This window comes from Nostoc sp. CCY0012, assembly GCF_963920855.1.
Taxonomy (GTDB): domain Bacteria; phylum Cyanobacteriota; class Cyanobacteriia; order Cyanobacteriales; family Nostocaceae; genus Cyanocohniella.
Genome location: NZ_CAWUDM010000034.1, coordinates 30,918 through 52,952 on the forward strand (window position 1 = coordinate 30,918; position 22,035 = coordinate 52,952).

At 43.0% G+C, this 22,035-nt stretch carries 17 protein-coding genes and 1 riboswitch; of the genes, 9 read left to right on the forward strand and 8 right to left on the reverse strand.

What is annotated here, in order from left to right; all coding sequences use genetic code 11:
- Nucleotides 1–65: 65 nt before the first annotated feature.
- Nucleotides 66–947: a carbohydrate ABC transporter permease gene (locus ACM0OS_RS11980; RefSeq protein WP_414543410.1), complete on the reverse strand. Its 882-nt coding sequence runs from the start codon at nt 945–947 to the stop codon at nt 66–68.
- Nucleotides 948–968: 21 nt separating this feature from the next.
- On the opposite strand from ACM0OS_RS11980, the gene purN reads away from it, so the two are divergent.
- The 6 genes from purN (at nt 969) to ylqF (ending at nt 7,018) form a co-directional block, all read left to right on the forward strand.
- Complete coding sequence (gene purN, locus ACM0OS_RS11985; RefSeq protein ID WP_414543411.1) at nt 969–1,625, forward strand: phosphoribosylglycinamide formyltransferase; 657 nt, start codon at nt 969–971, stop codon at nt 1,623–1,625.
- A 68-nt stretch (nt 1,626–1,693) separates the two neighbouring features.
- Entirely contained in the window at nt 1,694–2,086 is a 393-nt protein-coding gene (locus ACM0OS_RS11990; protein WP_414543412.1) for a VOC family protein, read from the forward strand.
- Between the two features lie 258 nt (nt 2,087–2,344).
- Nucleotides 2,345–2,565: riboswitch (cyclic di-AMP (ydaO/yuaA leader) on the forward strand.
- A gap of 96 nt (nt 2,566–2,661) precedes the next feature.
- Nucleotides 2,662–3,513 (forward strand): nitrate ABC transporter permease, encoded by an 852-nt coding sequence (gene ntrB / locus ACM0OS_RS11995; RefSeq protein WP_414543413.1) that lies wholly within the window; start codon nt 2,662–2,664, stop codon nt 3,511–3,513.
- Nucleotides 3,514–3,611: 98 nt separating this feature from the next.
- Nucleotides 3,612–5,054, forward strand: a complete 1,443-nt coding sequence (locus tag ACM0OS_RS12000; protein WP_414543430.1) for an ABC transporter substrate-binding protein — start codon at nt 3,612–3,614, stop codon at nt 5,052–5,054.
- A 33-nt stretch (nt 5,055–5,087) separates the two neighbouring features.
- On the forward strand, nt 5,088–5,924 hold the full coding sequence (locus ACM0OS_RS12005; protein ID WP_414543414.1) for an ABC transporter ATP-binding protein: 837 nt from the start codon (nt 5,088–5,090) through the stop codon (nt 5,922–5,924).
- 212 nt (nt 5,925–6,136) lie between these two features.
- Nucleotides 6,137–7,018, forward strand: a complete 882-nt coding sequence (ylqF, locus tag ACM0OS_RS12010) for a ribosome biogenesis GTPase YlqF (RefSeq protein ID WP_414543415.1) — start codon at nt 6,137–6,139, stop codon at nt 7,016–7,018.
- Between the two features lie 66 nt (nt 7,019–7,084).
- Here ylqF and ACM0OS_RS12015 read toward each other — a convergent pair whose 3' ends face one another.
- The 6 genes from ACM0OS_RS12015 to ACM0OS_RS12040 form a co-directional block, all read right to left on the reverse strand.
- On the reverse strand, nt 7,085–9,757 hold the full coding sequence (locus ACM0OS_RS12015; protein WP_414543416.1) for a DEAD/DEAH box helicase: 2,673 nt from the start codon (nt 9,755–9,757) through the stop codon (nt 7,085–7,087).
- A 178-nt stretch (nt 9,758–9,935) separates the two neighbouring features.
- On the reverse strand, nt 9,936–10,748 hold the full coding sequence (gene proC, locus ACM0OS_RS12020) for a pyrroline-5-carboxylate reductase (protein ID WP_414543417.1): 813 nt from the start codon (nt 10,746–10,748) through the stop codon (nt 9,936–9,938).
- 133 nt (nt 10,749–10,881) lie between these two features.
- On the reverse strand, nt 10,882–11,484 hold the full coding sequence (locus ACM0OS_RS12025; RefSeq protein WP_414543418.1) for a cell division protein SepF: 603 nt from the start codon (nt 11,482–11,484) through the stop codon (nt 10,882–10,884).
- Between the two features lie 363 nt (nt 11,485–11,847).
- Entirely contained in the window at nt 11,848–12,516 is a 669-nt protein-coding gene (locus ACM0OS_RS12030) for a YggS family pyridoxal phosphate-dependent enzyme (protein WP_414543419.1), read from the reverse strand.
- Nucleotides 12,513–12,791 carry a transcriptional coactivator PipX gene (gene pipX / locus ACM0OS_RS12035; protein WP_414543420.1) on the reverse strand — a complete coding sequence of 93 codons (279 nt, stop codon included), beginning with the start codon at nt 12,789–12,791 and terminating at the stop codon, nt 12,513–12,515. The genes ACM0OS_RS12030 and pipX overlap by 4 nt, the downstream gene beginning before the upstream one ends.
- Nucleotides 12,792–13,238: 447 nt before the next feature.
- The gene (locus ACM0OS_RS12040; RefSeq protein WP_414543421.1) at nt 13,239–14,957 is read right to left on the reverse strand and encodes a metallophosphoesterase family protein; all 1,719 of its coding nucleotides are present in this window, start codon (nt 14,955–14,957) and stop codon (nt 13,239–13,241) included.
- Nucleotides 14,958–15,343: 386 nt separating this feature from the next.
- On the opposite strand from ACM0OS_RS12040, the gene infC reads away from it, so the two are divergent.
- The 3 genes from infC to ACM0OS_RS12055 all read left to right on the forward strand — a co-directional run bounded on the left by infC (nt 15,344) and on the right by ACM0OS_RS12055 (nt 20,797).
- Nucleotides 15,344–15,877, forward strand: coding sequence for a translation initiation factor IF-3 (gene infC / locus ACM0OS_RS12045; protein WP_414543422.1), 534 nt, complete (start codon nt 15,344–15,346; stop codon nt 15,875–15,877).
- Nucleotides 15,878–16,068: 191 nt separating this feature from the next.
- Nucleotides 16,069–19,074, forward strand: a complete 3,006-nt coding sequence (locus ACM0OS_RS12050) for an MFS transporter (RefSeq protein WP_414543423.1) — start codon at nt 16,069–16,071, stop codon at nt 19,072–19,074.
- A gap of 103 nt (nt 19,075–19,177) precedes the next feature.
- Nucleotides 19,178–20,797 (forward strand): Hsp70 family protein, encoded by a 1,620-nt coding sequence (locus ACM0OS_RS12055; protein ID WP_414543424.1) that lies wholly within the window; start codon nt 19,178–19,180, stop codon nt 20,795–20,797.
- A gap of 36 nt (nt 20,798–20,833) precedes the next feature.
- Here the strand turns inward: ACM0OS_RS12055 and ACM0OS_RS12060 are convergent, their stop codons facing one another.
- Nucleotides 20,834–21,733: a S66 peptidase family protein gene (locus tag ACM0OS_RS12060; RefSeq protein WP_414543425.1), complete on the reverse strand. Its 900-nt coding sequence runs from the start codon at nt 21,731–21,733 to the stop codon at nt 20,834–20,836.
- Nucleotides 21,734–22,035 lie beyond the last annotated feature (302 nt).

Sequence of the window (22,035 nt, forward strand, 5' to 3'; positions counted from 1 at the left end):
AGTTTCTTGCCCATGTCCCCATGTCCCCATGTCCCCATGTCCCCATGTCCCCATGTCCCCCTGTCCTATTCATCGCCCCAGGTTTGTAATTGAAAATACACCAAAACTAAGGTAACTGCTAACAGTACTGTGGCGGCGGCTGCTGCATAACCAAAATCAAATTGAGCAAAGGCTTCTTGATAAATGTAGTAAACCAGCAGGTTGGTAGAATTTAGGGGGCCACCACCTGTAATTACATAAACTTGCTCAAAGCTGCGGAGTGTAAAAATTGCTGTGGTAATAGTAGCAAAGATGACAGTGGGTTGTAATCCGGGTAAGGTCACATGCCAAAATTGCTGCCAAGCATTAGCACCATCTAGTTCTGCGGCTTCGTAGCGACTGGGAGGAATGGCTTGCAATCCTGCTAAAAATACCACCATATTGAAACCTAGTTGTTTCCAAATACTCAAGATAATTAACACCGGCATAGCCCAAACTGTACTTCCTAACCAGGGAATGGGGGAAATACCAAATACATTTAAAAACGCGTTGACAGGGCCAGTATTTTGAAATAGCCAGCGAAAACCTAAACCAGCTGCAACTAAGGAGATAATGGAAGGTAAAAAATAGGCACTCCGCAGCACTCCCCGCAGGGCTAAAGATTTATCTAGTAGTACCGCTAACGCCAAAGGAATCACTAAACTGGGAATAACGGTGGCAACAGTAAAATAAATCGTGTTCCATAAAACTTGCCAAAAATCAGGAGTGAGAAACAAGCGCCAGTAATTTCTCAAACCTATCCATGTAGTACCTGTAGAGGTGAAACTTCCAGCAGTAAAACTCAGATAAAACAAATAAGCGATGGGCCAGATGATGAAAATACCCAATAAAATCAGCGCGGGGGACAAAAAAGTCCAAGCGGCAAGTGTATCATTATCCAACCAAGACTTAGTATATGTTTTTGGCATCTATAATTTTTCCTCTTTGCTATGAACCTCCGCCCTGATTCTACCGTTAGCTTGGTTGCTCCCAGCGTTAATCATGACCAAATTTCTGCCAGCACTCCTCTGAAACTGGGAATAATGGCTTCTGGTAGTGGTAGTAATTTTGCAGCTATTGCCCAAGCGATCGCAGATCAGCAACTCAATGCTCAAATTCAAGTTTTAATTTATAATAATCCTTCGGCGAAAGCACCAGTCAGGGCAGCTAATTGGGGCGTGGAAGCTGTATTGTTAAATCACCGGGACTACAGTAGCCGGGAAAGTTTTGACACAGAAATTGTCAAGACATTGAGACAATATGATGTTGAATGGGTGATTATGGCCGGTTGGATGCGTCTTGTCACACCAGTGTTAATTGATGCTTTTCCCGAAAAAATAATTAACATCCATCCGAGTTTATTACCAAGTTTCAAGGGCATTAATGCCGTAGAACAAGCCCTAGCTGCGAAAGTCAAGATTACTGGCTGTACAGTACATCTAGTTTGTTTAGAAGTAGATAGTGGCCCAATCTTAATTCAAGCTGCTGTACCAGTATTACCAGACGACACCCTAGAAACACTCCACGCCAGAATTCAAATTCAAGAACATCGAATTTTACCACAGGCGATCGCACTGGCCGCCGCCAGGGAATTATCAGTTATATAGTGGATCACGTGGGTGATCACACCTAGAATTTTCAGATAAACTGTGATCGCTATTCGAGTTTCAGATTCATGGCTTTTAAATATACAGAAGCACTTGTTACCATAGCATCATTAAATTTTGATGACGTAGTAAATTTTTATATAGATTTACTCAGTAAAAAACCTGTTATTTACATTCCCAATGTTTATGCAGAGTTTCACATTCCTGGTATGCGATTGGGTATTTTCCAACCTAAAAAAACACACGCATCTGAATTTGCTAACTCAGCAAAAAGTACAATCAGTTTATGTTTAGAAGTGAGTAACTTAGAAGATGCGATCGCTCACATAACAAATTTAGGTTATCCACCCCCAGGAAAAATTTCCATTGCCTCCCACGGTAGAGAAATTTATGCATATGACCCCGATGGCAATCGGATAATTTTACATCAAGGTAATTCGCCATCTTCAAAGGTAATATGACAAATACCAAATCTGTCAATGCAGACAGTCTAGAAATAATATCATCTAAAAGATAGAGAAATATTATGTAATCTTGTCACCCTAAATCCTTAACAATATCAGCGCCGCGATTATCTTCAAGGTCGATTTCTATCAGCACCAATTATCTATCTAAAGGAATAGATGATGAACAATATATTCCTTTGTTAGAACTTCATTTACTTTAATTTAGATTGTTCTTGCCAAATCAAAATGTTAATGTATAATTCAATATAAGCTTGAGTAAGTCAGCCTAATCCAGCGAGTGATAGCTCATAACGCTGGAGCGGAGGAACCAAATTATGGGGCGTATCTCAAAATCGATTATTGATTAAGATTTGAAGCTTAAAAGGGAAACATTGCTCCCGACTTCTCAATCTAAAAATCCCAAATCGACTAGAGAGGGGCATCTCTCAGCCCTAGCCCGTCAGCTAACTTCGTAGGCATTGAGAGGAGACTGAAGAGACAGCATTTTGATAATGTTTTGATCTCATCAGTGTCCGAGGCTGGTACTGCTCGGTTTTTTGTACCCGCACTGAGTTCTGTTGAGGTCAGTAATGTTATTACAATTAAATTTAGCTGCGATTATTGCGATCGCAGGGCAGACTGCTTGGAAAAAAGCCAAGCCTGTAGTTGCGCGAGATGTTTTTATCCTACCTACCTTGGGGTTTTTAGGCGTTATTGCCCTGTGGTGGATTGTGGCACTGCTCAATCATGAATTAATGCCCACTCCACCGGAAGCCTTTATCGCTAATCTTGATTACATATTAAATCCATTTTATCAACGAGGCCCTGGTAATTTAGGAATTGGCTGGTTGTTGATAGCTAGTCTAAGACGGGTATTAATTGGTTTTTTATTAGGCGCGATCGTGGCGATTCCTTTGGGATTCCTCATTGGTATGTCTAGATCGGCCATGTTAGCGTTTAATCCCATCATTCAAATTTTCAAACCCGTATCACCTTTGGCTTGGTTGCCTATTGCCTTAGCTATCTTTAATTTGGCAGATCCTTCAGCAATTTTTGTAATTTTCATTACTTCTTTATGGCCCACAATTATTAATACTGCCTTAGGTGTTGCCAGTGTTTCCAAAGATTATCTAGATGTGGCGCGGGTATTAGAAATGCCACGTTGGAGGAGAATTACAAAAATTATTTGGCCTGCAAGTTTGCCCTATATTTTTACAGGATTACGCATTAGTTTAGGGATTGCTTGGCTAGTTATTGTTGCTGTAGAAATGCTCACTGGTGGTGTGGGTATTGGCTTTTTTGTGTGGGATGAATGGAGTCGTTTAAATCTCAGCTCAGTCTTTTTAGCCGTACTGGTAATTGGTGTAACTGGATTAGTTTTAGATTATGCAGTGGGCAAAATCGAAGAATTTGTAACCCACAGGCCTAAAGCTTCTAACTAACAAAATTTTACTCATTAAAACCTAGCAAGACGCAATGTCATTCTGCGTCTTAGCCTGAATTTGCCGAAAAATCATTGATTACCACTGGAGCCAAAGAAATGGGTGATCATCATTGGAATCGCCGTGACTTTATTAAAGGCATAGGATTAACAACAACTGGGTTAGCGCTGTCATCCTGTGGCATTACTGGAAATACTGGTGCTGGAAGACTGAGTGCAGAAGCCTTAGAGGTGGAACCAGTCGTCAAATCTCAAGATTTAGAAAAACCTGATATTACCGTTGGTTATGTCCCTGTTAATGATTGTGCGCCATTTGCGATCGCCTGGAAAAAAGGTTTCTTCCGTAAATATGGTTTGAACGTCACACTTAACCGCGAAGCGAGTTGGGCGACATCCCGCGATGGATTAATTTTTGGTCGTTTAGATGCTTCCCCTGTGGTGTCTGGTGCTGTGACTAACGCCAGAATTGGTGCTGAAGGCGCACGTCACGCCCCCTTATGTGCAGCTATGACCATTCACCGTCACGGTAACGCCATGACTATGAACAAAGCTATGTGGGACTTTGGGCTACGTCCGTGGTTTGAATATCAAAAACAATATAGCGATGGTGCATTAGAAGCCTTTGGGCGCGATTTTCGCAACTACTTTGCCAAGCAACCCACAGAACGCAAAGTCTGGGCCGTAGTCTTGAGTTCTGCCATTTACGAATACTTTATTCGTTACTTATCCGCAGCCGCAGGCGTTAACCCATTACAAGAGTTTCGCGTCATTATTGTGGCACCTCCCCAAATGGTGACGAATGTGCGAATTGGGGCTATGCAAGCCTACATGGTAGCTGAACCGTGGAACACCAGAGCCATCACAGGTAACGAAGGTATTGGCTTCACCTTCGCCCAAGGTAAAGAAATCTGGTTAGGACATCCAGACCGATTATTGGGAGTCATGGAATCTTTCATTAATGATTATCCCAAAACCTACCGTTCCTTAGTTAAGGCAATGATAGAAGCCTGCCAATATTGCAGCAAACCAGAAAATCGTCAGGAAGTAGCCGAACTCATTACAGACCGTTCCTTTACAGGTGCTAGACCCAGAAATCCCAATGCACCCATCGCTCAATTAACCAGTCCAGGAATTATTGGCAATTACAACTACGGTGGATTTGATAACCAAGACCGCACCATTAAATCAGCTGATGGCACAATTTTTTTTGATATTCCTAAAAACCTGCCTCAATATGCAGGTAATCATTCCACATTTTTGTGGCAATCCCAAAGTATTTGGTTAATGACTCAAGCTGCACGTTGGGGACAAATTTCGGAGTTTCCTAAAAATGCTGAAGAAATAGTGCAACGCGGTTGGCGAACAGATTTATATCGAGAAATAGCAACAGAAATGGGTATTGAATGTCCCCAAGAGAATTATAAAGTTGAACCGCCAGAAGTCTTTATTGACAAAATAGGTTTTGACCCTAGTGACCCAGTAGGATATCTGAATCAATTTGCTATTAGGGCTAATGCTCCCACTCGTTTTTTTATGTCTTAAATCGTCAATATAAAAGTTTAGGAGATTTTCATCATGAAAGATATCCCATTAGTCGTAAATAATGGACACCAAGTTATGTCCCGCCCTAATTTTTTAGAAATTGAAAACTTAGTCAAGGCTTATCCCACACCAGACAAAGGTAATTTTGTCGTCTTAGATGGCGTAAATCTCACCATTGGCGAAGACGAATATATTTCTGTAATTGGTCACTCTGGTTGTGGTAAATCAACTCTATTAAAAATAGTAGCTGGCTTAGACAAATTATCTTCTGGCTCAGTCAAGCTAGACGGCAAAGAAATTCAAAAGCCAGGAGCCGAAAGAATGATGGTATTTCAAAACTACTCATTATTACCTTGGTTAACTGTCCGCGAAAATATCCGTATTGCTGTAGATGAAGTCCTCAAAAATGCTAATCGGGCGGAAAAAATCAGCATTGTTAATGAACATTTAGCAATGGTAAACCTAACAGCAGCAGCAGATAAATATCCTGACGAAATTTCTGGGGGAATGAAACAAAGAGTAGGTATTGCTAGAGCTTTGGCAACTCGTCCCAAAATGTTATTAATGGATGAACCTTTTGGGGCGTTAGATGCACTAACTAGAGGTAAATTACAACGACAGGTATTAGATATTTGGGAAAATCATCGCCAAGCTGTGATGATGATTACCCACGATGTCGATGAAGCCATTTATATGTCAGATCGCATCGTGTTAATGACTAATGGCCCATCAGCAAAAATTGGGGAAATATTAGAAGTTCCTTTTGAACATCCACGCGATCGCGCCGCTATGCGAAACTCAAAAGAATATTTTGAACTGCGTAATCATGCTCTGAATTTTCTGGATAATTATTTTAAGCAAGATGATTAGAATTTATTCTTGTGTGCGCTCTGAAGAATTAGAGGAACAAACCGCAAAGGACACAAAGAGCGCAAAGAAGGAGAAAAATCAGAGAAATAGAAAGTTAACTTTATTGGGGATAAGTAAATCTGAGCTACAGAAAATTCTTTCCCCACTCCCTACTTCACAGTAATTGATGCTGCCAAAGGCGATAATGAATAAATAGCTATTGGTAATTCATTATGTCTTTAACGCAAAATTATAAATTAAACCTGATCCAATGGTATCCAGGACATATTGCCAAGGCGGAAAAAAATCTCAAAGAACAGCTAAACCGGGTAGATGTGGTACTAGAAGTACGAGATGCGCGGATTCCCTTGGCGACACATCACCCCCAAATCAATGAATGGGTGGGAAATAAGGCGCGAGTGTTGGTATTAAACCGATTAGATATGATTTCGCCCCAAGTGCGATCGCTCTGGGTAGATTGGTTTAAAAGTCAGGGTGAAGTAGCCTATTCTACCAACGCCAAACAAGGACAAGGCGTAGTAGCAATTGCTAAAGCCGCCCAAGCAGCTGGTGTAGAACTCAATCAAAGAAGACGCGATCGCGGAATGTTACCTCGTCCAGTTCGCGCTGTGGTTATTGGTTTTCCCAACGTAGGTAAATCAGCTTTAATTAACCGTCTTTTAGGCAAGCGCGTAGTGGAAAGTGCCGCCCGTCCGGGGGTAACTCGTTCTCTGCGGTGGGTGAGAATTTCCGAACAATTGGAATTACTGGATGCGCCTGGTGTCATCCCTTTAAAGATGGGAAATCAAGAAGCCGCAGTAAAATTAGCCATTTGTGATGATATTGGGCAAGCATCTTATGATAACCAACTAGTGGCATCGGCTTTCGTAGATTTAGTGAATAATCTCCAAGAAACAGCAGGTGAATTACTACCCCGCGCACCCTTATATTCTCGTTATAACCTCGACCCCGCACTTCACACAGGAGAAGGATATTTACACGCCCTAGCGGAGCATCGTTACAAAGGCGATGTAGAGCGAACCGCTAGGCATCTTTTAACGGATTTTCGTAAAGGCTTGTTGGGTACCATTCCTCTTGAACTACCCCCATCCTAATCATGTCATTGGTCATAATCCAGGGAAAATCACTTCCCCGTATCCCCTTGTCCCCGTGTCCCCCATTCAATCAACCACCTCATTTACCGGGAATCTATCAATTAATTGAATAGCCCGATAAGCATTACGTTGGAAGCTTTGCGGCACATTGGGAACGTGGGGTATTTGAGATAATAAATCCAACGTCCGGCGTAAAATTCTCACAACATCGCCTTCATCCAAAGTGGTATTGTCACAGAGTTCTGTCCACGGTGTTCCCAATGCCCATTGTTCCACTAAAGCAATTAATTCAAATTCCAACCAGATTGGCAGGGTGACATTATACCGCCGTTGCAGTTGAAAGATTTGGCGACGAATACCCCGTAGTTTTGCCAAGGCTTCTACCACTTCGTTACTCAGTTGAAAATGTACCCTACTATCTGGACGGGGAGTTTCAATGACTAAGGCGGCAATTGCGGCTGCTAAATGGTGCGGATCTAAGTTATCCAATTCACCACTAGCCAACACTAAACCGATCCACAATTCATTTTCTCCGCGAATGGCAGCGGCAATTTGCCCTAATCGTGTGGGGACTAAGTTATCCAAACAACCAAAGTGTTGCAAGATGGCAATTAAATTGACAAATTCTTCCCAATGACGTTGTGAGTTTTGCTCTACTTGCGATTGCAACTCTTCGAGTTCAGCTTCTAATTCCACATAACGCGCCCGGCGTTTGAAAATCTTGCTAGCATTGCCTGATTGATGGATGGGATTAGCTTCTAATTGCTCTTGGACGGCGGCAACGCGACTGAGTTGTTCTGCCACTTCTGGCGGTATGTATAATGAGCCTTGTGGCTGAGGAATTTGCTGGGCGATCGCAAATGTTTCGTCACTACCACGCAGTGATTGTCCTGGTTTTAAATTCAAGTCTGGCGGTGGTAGGATATGTTCTGGGATATCAATTCGGGGCAGTTCCGCATATAAATCAATTACATCCCCAGTAGTCACCACATACCAGCGGTTATCTTGTCCCAAACATACCAAGTAAGGAGCTTCTCCAGTACCAGGTGTTTTGCCCACTAACACTGCTGTTATCGGTGCAGACACAGCAATATTTTTACCCTTGAGACTCAGCAGAGTTCCCGACACCGCAAAGCTCAACATCATCACAAATTCTTCTTGCCGATTTTCTTGGGCTTGTTCTTGCAGAGTTTGTAATAACTGGCGTTCGACTTTCAGGCGTTGCCGTAATTTCTCATAAATCGCCAAATCATGTTCACTAACTGCGGCAATTTGTTCATGCAATTGCGCTAATTGTGTTTGCAGTTCGGCCATCTCGTCATACTCTGGTTTCAAATACAAGGTTGCCATGTACTGCCCAAAGCTGCGTTCTATGAGTTCCTTGGCTTGCTCTAGAGTATGGATTTGCAGCAAGTTCAGCACCATCCCGTAGCTTGGTGTAAACTGGCTGACCAAAGGATCTGGTTTTGATGTCGCTAAATATGCAGCTTCTTTCGAGCCTTCAAAGGGAGTTTGTACTGTCACCACATGACCTTGTAAATCCATCCCCCGACGTCCGGCTCGTCCGGCCATTTGCAGAAATTCTGAAGCGTTTAATAAACGATGTCCAGAGTCGGTACGTTTAGAAAGGGTAGAAATTACTGTAGTTCGGGCAGGCATATTAATTCCTGCGGCCAGGGTTTCTGTGGCGAAAACGACTTTAATCAAGCCTTGTTGAAATAATTCTTCTACCAACACCTTCCACGCTGGTAAAATGCCGGCATGGTGAGCAGCAATACCCCGGTAAAGCGGTGCAATTTGCCCAGAACGTCCAGCTTCGGGATTGCGGGCTAAAAAGTCATCTATTTGTCGTCGTAATATTTGCGACTCGTCATTATTCACCAGCCACAAATCACCAACTTCTGCTACAGCTTTATCACATCCCCGGCGACTAAAAATAAAGTAAATCGCCGGGAGCATATCTCGTTGCTGTAAATGGCTCAAAGTGTAGGCAATACCGGGAGCTTCCGGTCTGCCACCTCTGCCCCTGTCTCCTTGCTTTCTTTTGCCCCTATTTGCCAGACGCGGGTTAATTTTAGTTTTGCTATCATTCAGAAGCGGAAATAGCCCTTTAGGATTGCAATAGTGAAATTCCAAAGGAACTGGGCGAAAATTGGAGTAAATCAGGTCAGTGGGGCCGTGAACGCGATTTAGCCAGTCGGTGAGTTGATCGCTATTAGCAACAGTTGCTGACAAGGCTACTAGCTGAATTGCCCGAGGACAATAAATAATTGATTCTTCCCAAACTGTACCTCTTTGGCGATCATTCATGTAGTGGCACTCATCCAGCACTACCGCCTCAACATCTACTAAGGAAATGCCTACTTGCCCGATGGGTGTGCCATAGAGCATATTCCGAAAAATTTCTGTAGTCATCACCAGAATCGGTGCATCTCTGTTAATGGAAGCATCTCCAGTTAACAACCCCACCTGGTCATACCCAAACGTCTCACGAAAATCGCGTAATTTCTGATTTGACAACGCCTTGAGGGGAGTAGTGTAAAACACACGTTTCCCCCGCGATAGGGCGCGATAAATAGCATATTCCCCGACTAATGTTTTGCCCGAACCTGTGGGCGCACACACAACTACGGAGCGTCCAGCGTTTAGGGACGCGATCGCATCATTTTGGAACTGATCTAGTTCAAAGGGAAATATCAACCCTAAGTCAAGGTCTGGAGAAGGCGCGGGATAATTCACTCAATCAAATTTGCAACCGGACTTTTTACTATATTAACGGCTATTTTGTCAACTTCGTTAAGTATTAGGGAGTGGGAAGTGGGGAATGGGGGGAGGATGGGGGGATGGGGAGATGGGGGGAAGAACTTAATATTAGTAATCACTCCTTGTCCCCTTGTCTCCTTGTCCCCTTGTCCCTTCACTTCCCCAACTCCTGCGATCGCCATGCTGCTGCTTTCACTGCTTCAATTAAGGCAGAGCGAAATCCTGCTTTTTCTAGTTGGGCTATACCCGCAATTGTTGTCCCACCGGGACTGGTTACCCTGTCTTTGAGTTCTGCGGGGTGTATTTTTTGGTCTTGCAAGAGTGTGGCTGTGCCTAATACAGTTTGCAGGGCTAGTTGATGGGCTATACCTCTGGGTAAACCTGCGGCTACTCCGCCATCAGCTAGGGCTTCTACCATTAAGGCGACATAAGCCGGGCCACTACCAGATAGTCCGGTGACTGCATCCATTAGCACTTCGGAAACTTCCACAACTTCCCCCACAGCGGAAAAAACTTGCTGTGCTATTTTGTGGTGCTTGGCGTTGGTGTATGCGCCTAAACACATAGCGGTAATTCCCGCCCCCACTGTGGCTGGGGTGTTGGGCATAGCTCGAATTACTGGTAACTGGGGAAATGCTGCTTCTAGCTGACCTAAGGATACTCCAGCCAAAATCGATATTACTAGGGGTGACAGCCCTTTAGTCAGGACATCTGCTAATTCTTGAGCGATCGCACTAAATACTTGTGGCTTTACTGCTAAAAATACCACTTCGCTGGCTTTCTGAAAAACTAAACTATTATCTGTAGTGACAGTTACACCATATTGCTGCTGCAAAAAAGCTTGTCTTGCTTTGAGGGGTTCGCTGACTATGACTGCCGATGGTTGATAAATTCCCCGCGCAATAAGGCGGGATAATAGCGCTTCTCCCATTACCCCGCCACCAATTAAGCCAAATTTAATAGTCATTAACTTATATAGTCAATAGTCAATAAGAGCAGGTTTAACCCATCAATCTATGGTAAGACAATATATCTCGTTAAACCCACCCAGACAATAATCAAAAATTTGCAACTTTGGACTTTTGACTAATTTTTGAATGTTACTGTACCATCCGGTTAACGTCATTACCCCAATTTTGAGTAGGATTACCAGCAGGACGTGCAGGGCGAGCAGGGGGTTGTGGCACTTCATGAATAACTCCACCTTGGGTGCTAACTTGCACACAACTGGGCGTAAACAAAAAGATACTTTCTCCGATGCGCTCTTGATGTCCATCTAGTGCGTAAGTTCCACCTGCAACAAAGTCTACTGCCCGTTGTGCTTGATCCGGGTCCATAATGGTCAAGTTTAATACAACTGACTTGCGCTCTCTGAGTGCTTGAATTGCCTGGGGCATTTCTTCAAATGTGCGAGGCTCAAGTACTAAAACTTCTGAAATACCGTTAATAGCTCCTGGCATACCAATAACATTCCCCATCGTAGACTTTGATCCTGTGGCTACATCATCACCCATTGTAGTCATGGGTTCCCGCCAACGTCGATTCTGAGCAGTGGCTTCTGCTGGTGCTGGTTGGGGATTTTCTTCTTGATACAGGTTTTGGTAGTTACCAACGTCTGCATCGGCTTCTTCTTCGTAATACTCGTATTCTACTTGCTCGTTGAGACCTACAAAGTCTCGAAGTTTAGTAAATATGTTGTTCATTGTTACTCTCCTGGTAAAAGTTACCCTTATTGTTTTTGCTATTAGTTCATTTAGCTAGGTTTGATTGCTACAAAGGCAGACAACTTAGCAATTTTATCGCTGATTGTAGCCTCGATCACAGCTAGAGGTGATGAACCGAATTTTTGGGGAACGCCTGTAGATTAACCCACACGCAATAATGAGTCAAGATTATAGCCTAATGATTGTGCTAAATAAAGCTGAGTTTGCCTCCCTTTTTTCTTGGCAGCCAGCTTTGTTAATGCTGAAGTTCTTGTATTAGATGACATCAGTAAGGCTGGATACATCTCTGTATACCAGCCCTTCTGCTATTGATACTACCACCAATAATTGAGGATTGATCCCCTAAGTGCGCTGACCAAACAATATGGTTCCTAATCTTACCATCGTTGCTCCAGCTTGCACTGCCAATTGGTAATCGCCTGACATACCCATAGATAATTCTGGAATTTTTATATGAGACCAGTTTTGTGATTGAATTTTTTCGGCTAATTGACGCGTATCATTAAATACATTTAAAATTTCCGCATCGTTTAATCCTAAAGGTGGAATTGTCATCAAACCTTGAATTTGTAAATTTTTACATTCATCCAAGGCGGGTAAGTCAGCTAGTAGTTCTGAGACACTCCAACCTGACTTATGAGGATCAGGCAAAATTTTCACTTGTAGACAAACATGGGGACTAATTCCTTGTTGTGCCGCTAATTGATTTAAGCGCTGTGCCAGTTTCAAATTGTCTACCGAGTGAATCCAATCAAATAATTCCAGGGCTTTTTTGGCTTTATTGCTTTGCAAATGACCAATAAAGTGCCAAGTAATATCCGCTAAGTCTTGTAACTCGGCTTGTTTACTTGCAGCTTCTTGGATGCGATTCTCGCCAAAATCCCGAACTCCGGCGTTATAAGCAGACCGAATTGCCTCAGCGGAAAATGTCTTGCTAACAGCAATTAACCTGACTGAAGGCGGTAATGAGGCACAAATAGTGGTGATACGTTCGCTAATGGAACTGGTCATTGGAATGTGCGTTGGAAAACACTCTGAAGTTGATCGTACTCTTGGGATTGACCACTGCGACGAAGAGTACGCAAACGATTTTCCAACAACATTCTCGCTTCAGTACGACCTATAGACTGAAATTTGATCCCTTTAATGTCATTTGCCACTACAAAAAACAAACGTTGGGCATAAAGTGTTGTGAACAGATCCTGGTTTTCATCAACCATGCAGATTCTATAAAGCAAACCCCAAGTTGGATGATTTATGTAAGTTTCTGAGTTTTCTGGATTCATTTAAGAGTCAAGGTAGGAGTATATATATCTTTGTCGCAGTTCAGTACAAATGTTCAGACGATAATACACCCCTTTCGCCAGCCTATTGAGGAAATTTATGCGAACATCAATGTTTTGGCCATTTCATGGCGGTTATCAAAACCTTGATGTAGTTGCAAATGGGCAGATGATACTAACAGTAGCAACGCAGACCTTTACAAGAGAGGCAATCACAATTTTGCCTGGGGGACTTATACTTAGGTGCCATTGGGAATAAGGAAAAGTTATTACCCTGATTTATGAAGTTTATAGTTGGCAACCTGTAGGCACAAGCCGACTCTCATACTTCTGTTTACTCTGGCTCTATTCTATATTGCCATAATTATCGCTGGATGGAGCAAAATAGCCAAGAGGGGAGTGGGGTAATGAAAAATTCTGTTTGTTCTTGTCCTTTTTTGGACTGATCCCCTATATCTTGTCTAGTTTAAATTCATCAAATTTTACAATTTCTGACTCTGCTGCTCGTGTATCAAAACGATAGCCACTAATAGTGTTTGTACTGGTGTCAAAGATGCTAAAAACGGTGATTTCGTTACTAGCAATATAGGGCATTGGTTGACCATCCTTATCTAGCAAAGGGTCAATCGTCGGGACTACTGGTTGTAAATTATTAGGGTCACCAAGGGCAACGTATTCTTCTTGATAACCATTGGGTATTTCTCGCTTTTTTTCACCCCAAGCAGCACCATAGGAGTTACCTACATTTGAGGTTTCGAGAAAGTGTATGCCACTAGGACTGACAAAGCGATTCCACAAATGGGAATGCCCATAAAATACTAATTGCACACCAGCAGCTTCCAGTAAGGGAACAACATCACGGATGATGTAATCGGCCTTTTTGGGATACTCATAACGTACTGCTTTGACTTGGCTATTGCGATCGCGGTCGATGATTTGGACTGGATTGGTGTAAGCAGGAACGATGTTATCACCCAAAGTATGGGGGGGATGATGGAACATCACAACTTTGTATTTTGCTTGTTTAAATTCTGGGCTGTTGAGTTCTGCGGTTAACCAATTATATTGCTGAGTGCCTTGAGCGATTGGTTCAAAAATCAGCTGTCCATAACCCCAGTTTTCCGGATTATTTAAATCTGGGGTGGCTTCCCTGTATCTACCTCTAGATTTTTCATCTAGTTTGGGTGTGCGCCACATATTAGTAACGTAGAGGACAACAAGACGCACATCACCAAAACTAACTGCATAATATCGTTTTCCACCTGTTTTACTTTGGGGTAGGGTGAAAATTTCTTCGTAAGTATTGGTGTTATAAGAATTATTTATTAAAGATTTACCACTATATAACTTTTGAGCAACAGGACGAGGAATCGCATCATTAAATTCATCGTTTAAACTTCCCTTACGTCCTAACCGTCCCATGACTTCATGATTACCAATGGCTGTAAACATAGGGGCGTGTTGAATAATTTCGCCTCCTGTGTATGTGGTTTTAACGCCATTGTGTTCCATTTCATAGTTAGCACGACCTTGTAAAGCCGGGAAAAATGCACCACCCCGCTGATCATCAAACCATTCTGAGGCGCGATCGCTCACATTAATTAAATCACCAGCGAACCACACTGCATCTACTCGTCCTACTGTCTCTACCACTTTTTGTAAATTGGCTGCTGTCATCGGTTTTAACTGATGGTCTGAGGTCAGCAATATTTTTAGTGGTGTACCTGGTTTTGGTGTGGGTGCAAGGGTAAAAACATCGCTGCTGATATTTTCTCCATCTTCCCGGATACTCGTGACGCGATAAGGAATACGCACACAAGCAGTTAACCCAGTTACCTCTGCTTCGTGTCGCCAAATATCACGGTTGACAGGTTGTTGAGGTGGATTAGCTATTTGTGAGCGCTGGTCTTCGCGTGTGCGACTGAGTTTAGTTGTATTTGCTCTGATGGTTTGATCTAAATTCTCACCATAAGTGACTATGTGTTGATTACCCAGAAACTCAGTAAACCATACTACTCGCACTGAGGTTTCAGTTGGCAGTTGCAAAAATGGGTCTGTCAGCAGGCGGGGTGCTGAGGTCATAATTGTTTGCCCAAATGAATGCAAGCTTAACAGCGTCAGAGATAAAATAAACAGAAGTACAGGCGTTAGTATTTTGGTTTTCGCCATGATTATCCTGAGTATTAAAGGCCTTGACTATCTTACAGGGGCAACATTAAAAGATGGTTAAGTAAAAACCTGAAAAAAACAAGCTTAGTCCGAGGGCCAACTGCAATTACCACACCCAAAGAAAATTTACTAATAATTGTAATCTTTTTTAAAAAAACTCCTGGTTATGTAATTTACATTAACTAATGCAGAGAATTTATCGCAGAGTGAGTAGAATAACAAATACAAGCAGACGACTAAGACAACTAATTTATAAAATAGATTAGTTATCCTAGAAATATAGACTCAATTTTAAGTCCTCAGTTATTGTAAGTATTGTGCTTCTGAGGCACACTGCTCACGAACAAACCACATTCTTAACTACTAGAGAGCTTCCAAAAATCATAATGCCTGTGATTGAGAAAAAACGAACTCGCGATCTGCCCCAAATCAACGAACGCATCCGCTTCCCGAAAATTCGAGTCATTGATACTGATGGCGCGCAATTGGGAATTATGCCTCCACAAGAAGCTTTGCAACTAGCTGAAGAAAAAGAGCTAGATCTAGTGCTTCTCAGTGACAAGGCTGACCCCCCGGTTTGTCGGATTATGGATTACGGGAAGTACAAGTTTGAGCAGGAGAAGAAGGCACGGGAAGCCCGGAAAAAACAACACACGGCTGATGTCAAAGAAGTGAAGATGCGCTACAAGATTGAAGAACACGACTACAACGTGCGTGTGAAGCAAGCAGAGCGCTTCCTCAAAGACGGTGATAAAGTCAAAGCAACTGTGATGTTCCGGGGACGCGAGATTCAACACAGTGACTTAGCAGAACATTTGCTAAAGCGCATGGCAAGGGATTTAGAGTCGCTTGGTGAAGTGCAGCAAGCGCCTAAAAAAGAAGGTAGAAACATGATGATGCTGATTTCACCCAAAAAGTAATCTTATGAATTTTCCAGATACCGAGTAGTTAATCTACAAGTCTGGGAAATTTATCAAAAACTGATAGTCCTGAGCGCTGAGTGGGAAAGATAATACTCAGTTGCTTGGGACTTTTGCTATTTCTGGGGAGTGTTTGAGGCAGACGAGAGTAATAGTCACCAAGTAACTCTTATTCTGTTTACTCGCGGTGCATGGAACTCAAAAATCTGTCGTTGGTTGGCAATAGGGGTGCTTTAGCACGGCTGTTACAGTGGGTGAATCTTCGACCAGAAGAAGGCGAACGGACTTGGTTGATGTTTGCCTTTTACACCACTGTATCAATAGGATTGCGATGGGCAGAGGACAGTACCGTAGCACTGTTTTTGGATGAATATGGGGCTGGCCCTTTGCCTTGGATGTATATTGCCAGCGCTTTCATGAGCGTGGGACTGGTTGTTGTCTATTCTTGGCTGCAAAGGATTTTCCCCTTGCGTTGGGTAATTGTGGCGATCGCACCTTGCATGGTCTTACCGCTAATATTAATAGTGTCACTGCGGGGGAATATACATATTTCATACCTGACAGTGATTCTGGTCTTTCTGCTGCGACTGTGGGTAGATGCACTTTATGTCATTAACGACCTCAACACCTCTATTGTTGCTAACCAGCTATTTAACATCCGCGAGATTAAACGCACTTATCCTCTAGTCAGCAGTGGTTTGTTGGTGGCAGATGTGATCAGTGGCTTTAGTTTGCCTTGGTTGCTGCAATTCATGAAATTGGAGCAAGTGATATTGATTGCCTGTGCCATGATTATGTTAGGGGCAGGTATTTTGTCTTACTTAAGTAATCATTATCGCGCTGCTTTTCCCGATGCTCCTCAAAGACGCATACCTGAAGAACAATCCTCTCGACATCGACGGCTGCAAACACCATTAAGAAACTATACGACGTATCTATTTGCGTTTGTGGGATTACTGCAAATTATTGGCTTATTAGTAGACTTTCAATATCTGCGCGAACTTAACTTGAGTTTAAACAGCCGAGATTTGGCTAGTTTTTTGGGTTTATTTGGCGGGATAGTGGGACTGTGTGAGTTGATGACTCAGTGGTTTATCTCTAGCCGACTTATAGAACGCTTTGGCGTATTTATTACCGCGGCGCTATTACCCATAGCTGTAGGCTTTGTTGTACCAGGTGCGATCACTTTAGTTAATTTATTTCCCGCATTACAGTCCCAAGGCTTTTTCTGGGGATTAGTGGGGCTGAAATTCTCTGATGAACTTTTACGCTACACCTTTGTTGTCAGTAGCGGCCCAGTCCTATATCAACCGATTCCCGAACGTATACGTAGCCACACGCAGACATTATCTGGAGGTACCGCCGAAGCCATCGCTACAGGACTAGCAGGTTTACTGATTCTCCTGACGTTGTTTTGTGGTGGGCGGGTTTTCCCTTCAGAACTCCAAAAATGGGTGTTGGTAATGGAAACAGTCTTGATTGCAACTGCTTGTTTATATGTAGTGGGGGCATTGCGATCGCGTTATGTTGATCTGTTAGTTTTAAGTGCAGAACGAGGCGAACTGAGTGCGGCTAATGTTGGCCTGCGCTTCTTCAAACAAGGTGTAGTTAAAGCTTTATCCGAAAAAGGTAACGCCACCGATAAAAGCTCTTGCATTGAATTATTAGCCCAAATTGATCCCCAAGGAGCATCACAAGTTTTAGCACCCCTACTGATCAAATTACCTCCAGATTTGCAGCGTCAAAGTTTAGAAGTCATGCTGACAGGAGATGCCAATCCTATGGATGCTCTCGAAGTCCGCTCTTTGTTAGAACAGCCCCAAGGTGCAGTTGATCCCGAAGTTTTTGCCCTGGCTTTGCGTTACGTTTGGCTAGCTGATGACAATCCTAATTTAAGCTTATTAGAAGAATATCTCCAACCACGACATCATTCACTGATTCGTGCTACCGCATCCGCCTTAATTTTACGTCAGGGAACACCTCTGCAAAAAGTCGCCGCCACCAAAACCATGCGCCGGATGCTGACTCACAAACAAGAACGAGAACGAGTCAATGGAGTCAGAGCGCTGAGAGAAGCCGTGTATTTACAAGCACTGAGGATTTACATCCCGAATTTGTTGCACGATGAATCATTACGGGTACGCTGTGCAGTATTGGAAATGATCGCGGCTACGCATTCAGAGGAATATTATTCGGCATTACTGGGGGCGCTTTATTATAAATCAACCCGCAGTACCGCCATGCGGGCTTTGATTAAACTTGAGAATGAAGCCTTGGATATGCTATTAAAACTAGCTACCAATACTTACAAACCAGAAGTAGTGCGGATGTATGCTTGGCGCACCATTGCTCAAATTTCCACCTTAGAAGCAATGGAAACCTTATGGCTGCACTTAGAAAAATCTTGGGGTGCTACCAGACATCATATTCTCCGCAGCTTACTCAAAATCAATAAACAACCAGAAATTAACAGTGTAGATAGATTTCACCACAGTAGAGTTGAAAGTTTAATTGAGCAAGAATTAAAGTTCCTCAGTGAAATTTACGCCGCCTATATAGACTTTCAACAACCAGATATTTTAGAGAACCATCAATCAGACAGAATTATGGTGATTGGCAGCTTATTACAACGCTCCTTGAGAGAATTAGAAATAGATGTGAGAGAGCGATTGTTGCTACTACTGCGATTACTTTATTCTCCCGAAAAAATGCAAGCAGCTGCATTCAATATCCGATCGCAGTCAGGGGCTAACTTGGCTCAAGGATTAGAAATTTTAGACCATACAATTAATTTGCCGACAAAATCCCTCATATTAAACATATTCGACAGGCGATCGCCCCAAGAAAAACTGCAATATCTCACAGAAGCAGGATTAGCAAAACATCAACAAATGCCAGTAAGCGATCGCATTCGTCGGTTGTTGACTTTAAATAACTTTCTCTCCGATTGGTGCTTGGCTTGCTGTTTTCATTTTGCTCAAATTAGCCGCATTCGCCTGACAATTCACGAAATATTAGTAGCCTTACGCCATCCTACAGGCTTTGTTAGAGAAGCGGCCATCGCTTATCTCAGCGTCGCCTCACACCGCGTACTCCTAGAACTTTTACCCAAACTCCAACAAGACGCACACCCGCTAATAGCAGCACAAGTCAAGGAATTAATGCAAAAATATTCAGTCAACAATCATACCAATTAATCCACAAGGTTTAGACTTGCGCTCTTGATAGCTTATAGCTATGGGAAAATAATCGCATTGAACTTTGCGCCTTTGCGCCTTTGCGTGAGATAAAAAAAAAGATATGACAAACCCTCAAGTCAGCGCGAATGCTGTCGCCATCGATTTTGGAACTAGCAACACAGTCATTACTCGCTGGAACCCCGTCACCCAGCAACCAGAAACCTTAAATATACCCAATTTATCAATTCAGCAAAGCCTCAATCCCCCCCTAATTCCCAGCTTAGTATACATAGAAGAAGCCACCCAAGGTAAAGTCTTAGTAGGTCAACAAGTACGCGATCGCGGTCTTGATCTCAAAGGAGAAGCACGATTTTTCCGCAGCTTCAAACGGGGAATTGGCGCAGATATCCAAGGTTTCTTACCAGAACTAGATGGACAACTAATCACCTTTGAACAAGTAGGGCAATTATTCCTGACTCAAATCATCAACCAACTCGCACCCATGCAAGGAGGATTGGATTCTCTGATATTAACTGTACCCGTAGACAGCTTTGAAGCGTATCGTCATTGGTTAGGCAAAGTCTGTCAAGCCCTCCCCGTAGAAAAAGTACGGATGATAGATGAACCCACAGCAGCAGCCTTAGGTTACGGTTTAGCAGATCAAGAAGTTCTATTGGTAATTGACTTTGGTGGCGGTACTTTGGACTTGTCTCTTGTCCGTTTAGATCAAAGTGTGCAATCCACCAAGCCTGTAGGGTTTCTTCTCAAGTGGGGTAACAAATCCCTAGCGGAAAACTCCAAACAAAAGACCAAAACTGCCCGTGTTTTGGCTAAAGCCGGGCAAAATCTCGGTGGTACAGATATTGATAATTGGTTAGCTGACTACTTCGCCAAAACTCAAGGAATAGCGGTAAGTCCCTTGACCACAAGATTAGCAGAACGGGTAAAAATTCAGTTATCAACCCAAAACCAAGCTAGTGAAGTTTACTTTGACGATGAGACATTTGAAAGCTATGAACTAGAACTCAACCGCGAAACTTTAGACAACATCCTTAAAGAACAGGGATTTTTTGACCAATTAGATGAATCAATGACAAGTCTATTGCAGCAAGCGCGTCGCCAGGGCATAGAAATTGCAGACATTAACGCCGTACTACTAGTTGGTGGTACAGTACAATTACCCGCTGTGCAGACATGGGTAAAACAGTATTTTCAGCCAGAAAAAATCCGCTGTGAACGTCCCTTTGAAGCCATCGCCCAAGGTGCATTACAGTTGGCCCAAGGCTTAGAAATCAAAGACTTTCTCTACCATAGTTACGGTGTGCGCTATTGGGATCGTCGCAACCAGCGTCATAGTTGGCATCCCATTATTCAAGCTGGACAAGCCTACCCCATGACTCAGCCAGTGGAATTAGTCTTAGGTGCATCCTTAGAAAATCAACCCAGCATTGAATTAATTATGGGGGAGTTAGGGGCAGAAACAGGCAGCACCGAAGTTTATTTTGATGGCGATCGCTTAATTACTCGTCGCCTAGAAGCAGGTGTCACCAGCGTCAAACCCCTCAATGACCAAGCAGGTGCGAGAACCATCGCCCAACTCACACCACCGGGATATCCCGGAAGCGATCGCATTAAAATTCTCTTTCAAGTTGATGAGCAACGCTTTTTGCGAATCACCGTTGAAGACTTGTTAACTAATGACACGGTTTTAGAAAATCAGCTGGTAGCACAGTTGAGTTAGGTGGGAGAGGTGAGGAGAAGGGGAAGAAGTTTCTGGCTAATGACTAATGCTCAAAATTCCTTGATCTGCATCTAATGTGGCTAATACACCAGCAGGTAAGGCGGCATTGGGGCAGTCATGACCAAAGGGTAAATCGGAGACAATGGGAATACCTAAATCACCCAGGCGATCGCGCAATACTTCGGCAACACTAAAGCTAGGTACATTCGGTGGTGGTTCGCAGTTAGTAAAGCCGCCTAAAGCAATACCACGGACTTTTGATAAAGCACCGCTTAAACGCCACTGTGTCAACATCCGATCAATGCGGTAGGGTGCCTCTGTCACATCCTCCCAGGCTAAAATTACACCATCAAGATCTGGTATAATTGATGTAGCTAAAAGATGTGTTGTCACCGTAAGATTACCAGGCAACAACAGACCAGTAGCAATCCCTCCGCCCCAACCGCAACCCTTAAGAGGAGGCACAGGACGACCTTCGACAAAATCGAATAATCGCTGAATAGACCAATCTGTTTCATCTGCCAGAGTCGTCAATACAGGAGCATGAACGCTGGCAATACCCGCAGTGTAAAGACTCCACAACAAAGCCGTAATATCAGAAAATCCAATTAGCCATTTTGGAGGTGTTGAGTTGGCGTGCCAATTCCAACTTTCCAAAATTCGGGTGCTACCAAAACCACCCCTGGTACAAAGGATACCCCGACACTCTGGATCTTCCCAAGCCGCGGCTAATTGTTGGCGGCGATTTTCGTCTTTTCCTGCTAAATACCCCCATTTATCGCCTAATTTGGGCATTATATCCACTTGGTAGCCACGCGATCGCCAAATTTCTACACTCTGCCCAAATGCCTCAAGTTCTCGCAAAGCACCACTAGGCGCAATGACTTTTAGTAAGTCGCCAGGTTTCAGCGGTGGGGGTAATATTTTTGATTGCATGAATAGGTCGTTAGTATGAAAAATTACAGATGAACCAAAAGTAAAAACTTAATAGTGAGAAATTAGCAATAAATTTTCTGTCCGTCTAGTGTAGTGTTAATTTTTTCTATTGAGCATCGGGGATAAATTAACCCAATATGTAGATTTATAAACTTTCTTTAGGAAAACTAAAGATGGCAATACTGCAAGTTTGAGCAATTTGCTAGACAACTATCAGAATAGTTTTTCGGGGCGACGAGCAGAATAATCTTAAACTGTTTTTTCAGTAAAGAGCTTTGGCACTTATAAAATCTTTTTAAAGT

Excerpts from the sequence above, each read along its gene's own strand:
- ylqF (WP_414543415.1), top strand. The coding sequence starts at position 6,137 with ATGTCTTTAACGCAAAATTATAAATTAAACCTGATCCAATGGTATCCA.
- ACM0OS_RS12040 (WP_414543421.1), bottom strand. The coding sequence starts at position 14,957 with ATGGCGAAAACCAAAATACTAACGCCTGTACTTCTGTTTATTTTATCT.
- ntrB (WP_414543413.1), top strand. The coding sequence starts at position 2,662 with ATGTTATTACAATTAAATTTAGCTGCGATTATTGCGATCGCAGGGCAG.
- infC (WP_414543422.1), top strand. The coding sequence starts at position 15,344 with ATGCCTGTGATTGAGAAAAAACGAACTCGCGATCTGCCCCAAATCAAC.
- ACM0OS_RS12050 (WP_414543423.1), top strand. The coding sequence starts at position 16,069 with ATGGAACTCAAAAATCTGTCGTTGGTTGGCAATAGGGGTGCTTTAGCA.
- ACM0OS_RS12060 (WP_414543425.1), bottom strand. The coding sequence starts at position 21,733 with ATGCAATCAAAAATATTACCCCCACCGCTGAAACCTGGCGACTTACTA.
- ACM0OS_RS11980 (WP_414543410.1), bottom strand. The coding sequence starts at position 947 with ATGCCAAAAACATATACTAAGTCTTGGTTGGATAATGATACACTTGCC.
- ACM0OS_RS12030 (WP_414543419.1), bottom strand. The coding sequence starts at position 12,516 with ATGACCAGTTCCATTAGCGAACGTATCACCACTATTTGTGCCTCATTA.
- ACM0OS_RS12005 (WP_414543414.1), top strand. The coding sequence starts at position 5,088 with ATGAAAGATATCCCATTAGTCGTAAATAATGGACACCAAGTTATGTCC.
- pipX (WP_414543420.1), bottom strand. The coding sequence starts at position 12,791 with ATGAATCCAGAAAACTCAGAAACTTACATAAATCATCCAACTTGGGGT.
- proC (WP_414543417.1), bottom strand. The coding sequence starts at position 10,748 with ATGACTATTAAATTTGGCTTAATTGGTGGCGGGGTAATGGGAGAAGCG.
- ACM0OS_RS11990 (WP_414543412.1), top strand. The coding sequence starts at position 1,694 with ATGGCTTTTAAATATACAGAAGCACTTGTTACCATAGCATCATTAAAT.
- ACM0OS_RS12000 (WP_414543430.1), top strand. The coding sequence starts at position 3,612 with ATGGGTGATCATCATTGGAATCGCCGTGACTTTATTAAAGGCATAGGA.
- ACM0OS_RS12025 (WP_414543418.1), bottom strand. The coding sequence starts at position 11,484 with ATGAACAACATATTTACTAAACTTCGAGACTTTGTAGGTCTCAACGAG.
- ACM0OS_RS12055 (WP_414543424.1), top strand. The coding sequence starts at position 19,178 with ATGACAAACCCTCAAGTCAGCGCGAATGCTGTCGCCATCGATTTTGGA.
- purN (WP_414543411.1), top strand. The coding sequence starts at position 969 with ATGAACCTCCGCCCTGATTCTACCGTTAGCTTGGTTGCTCCCAGCGTT.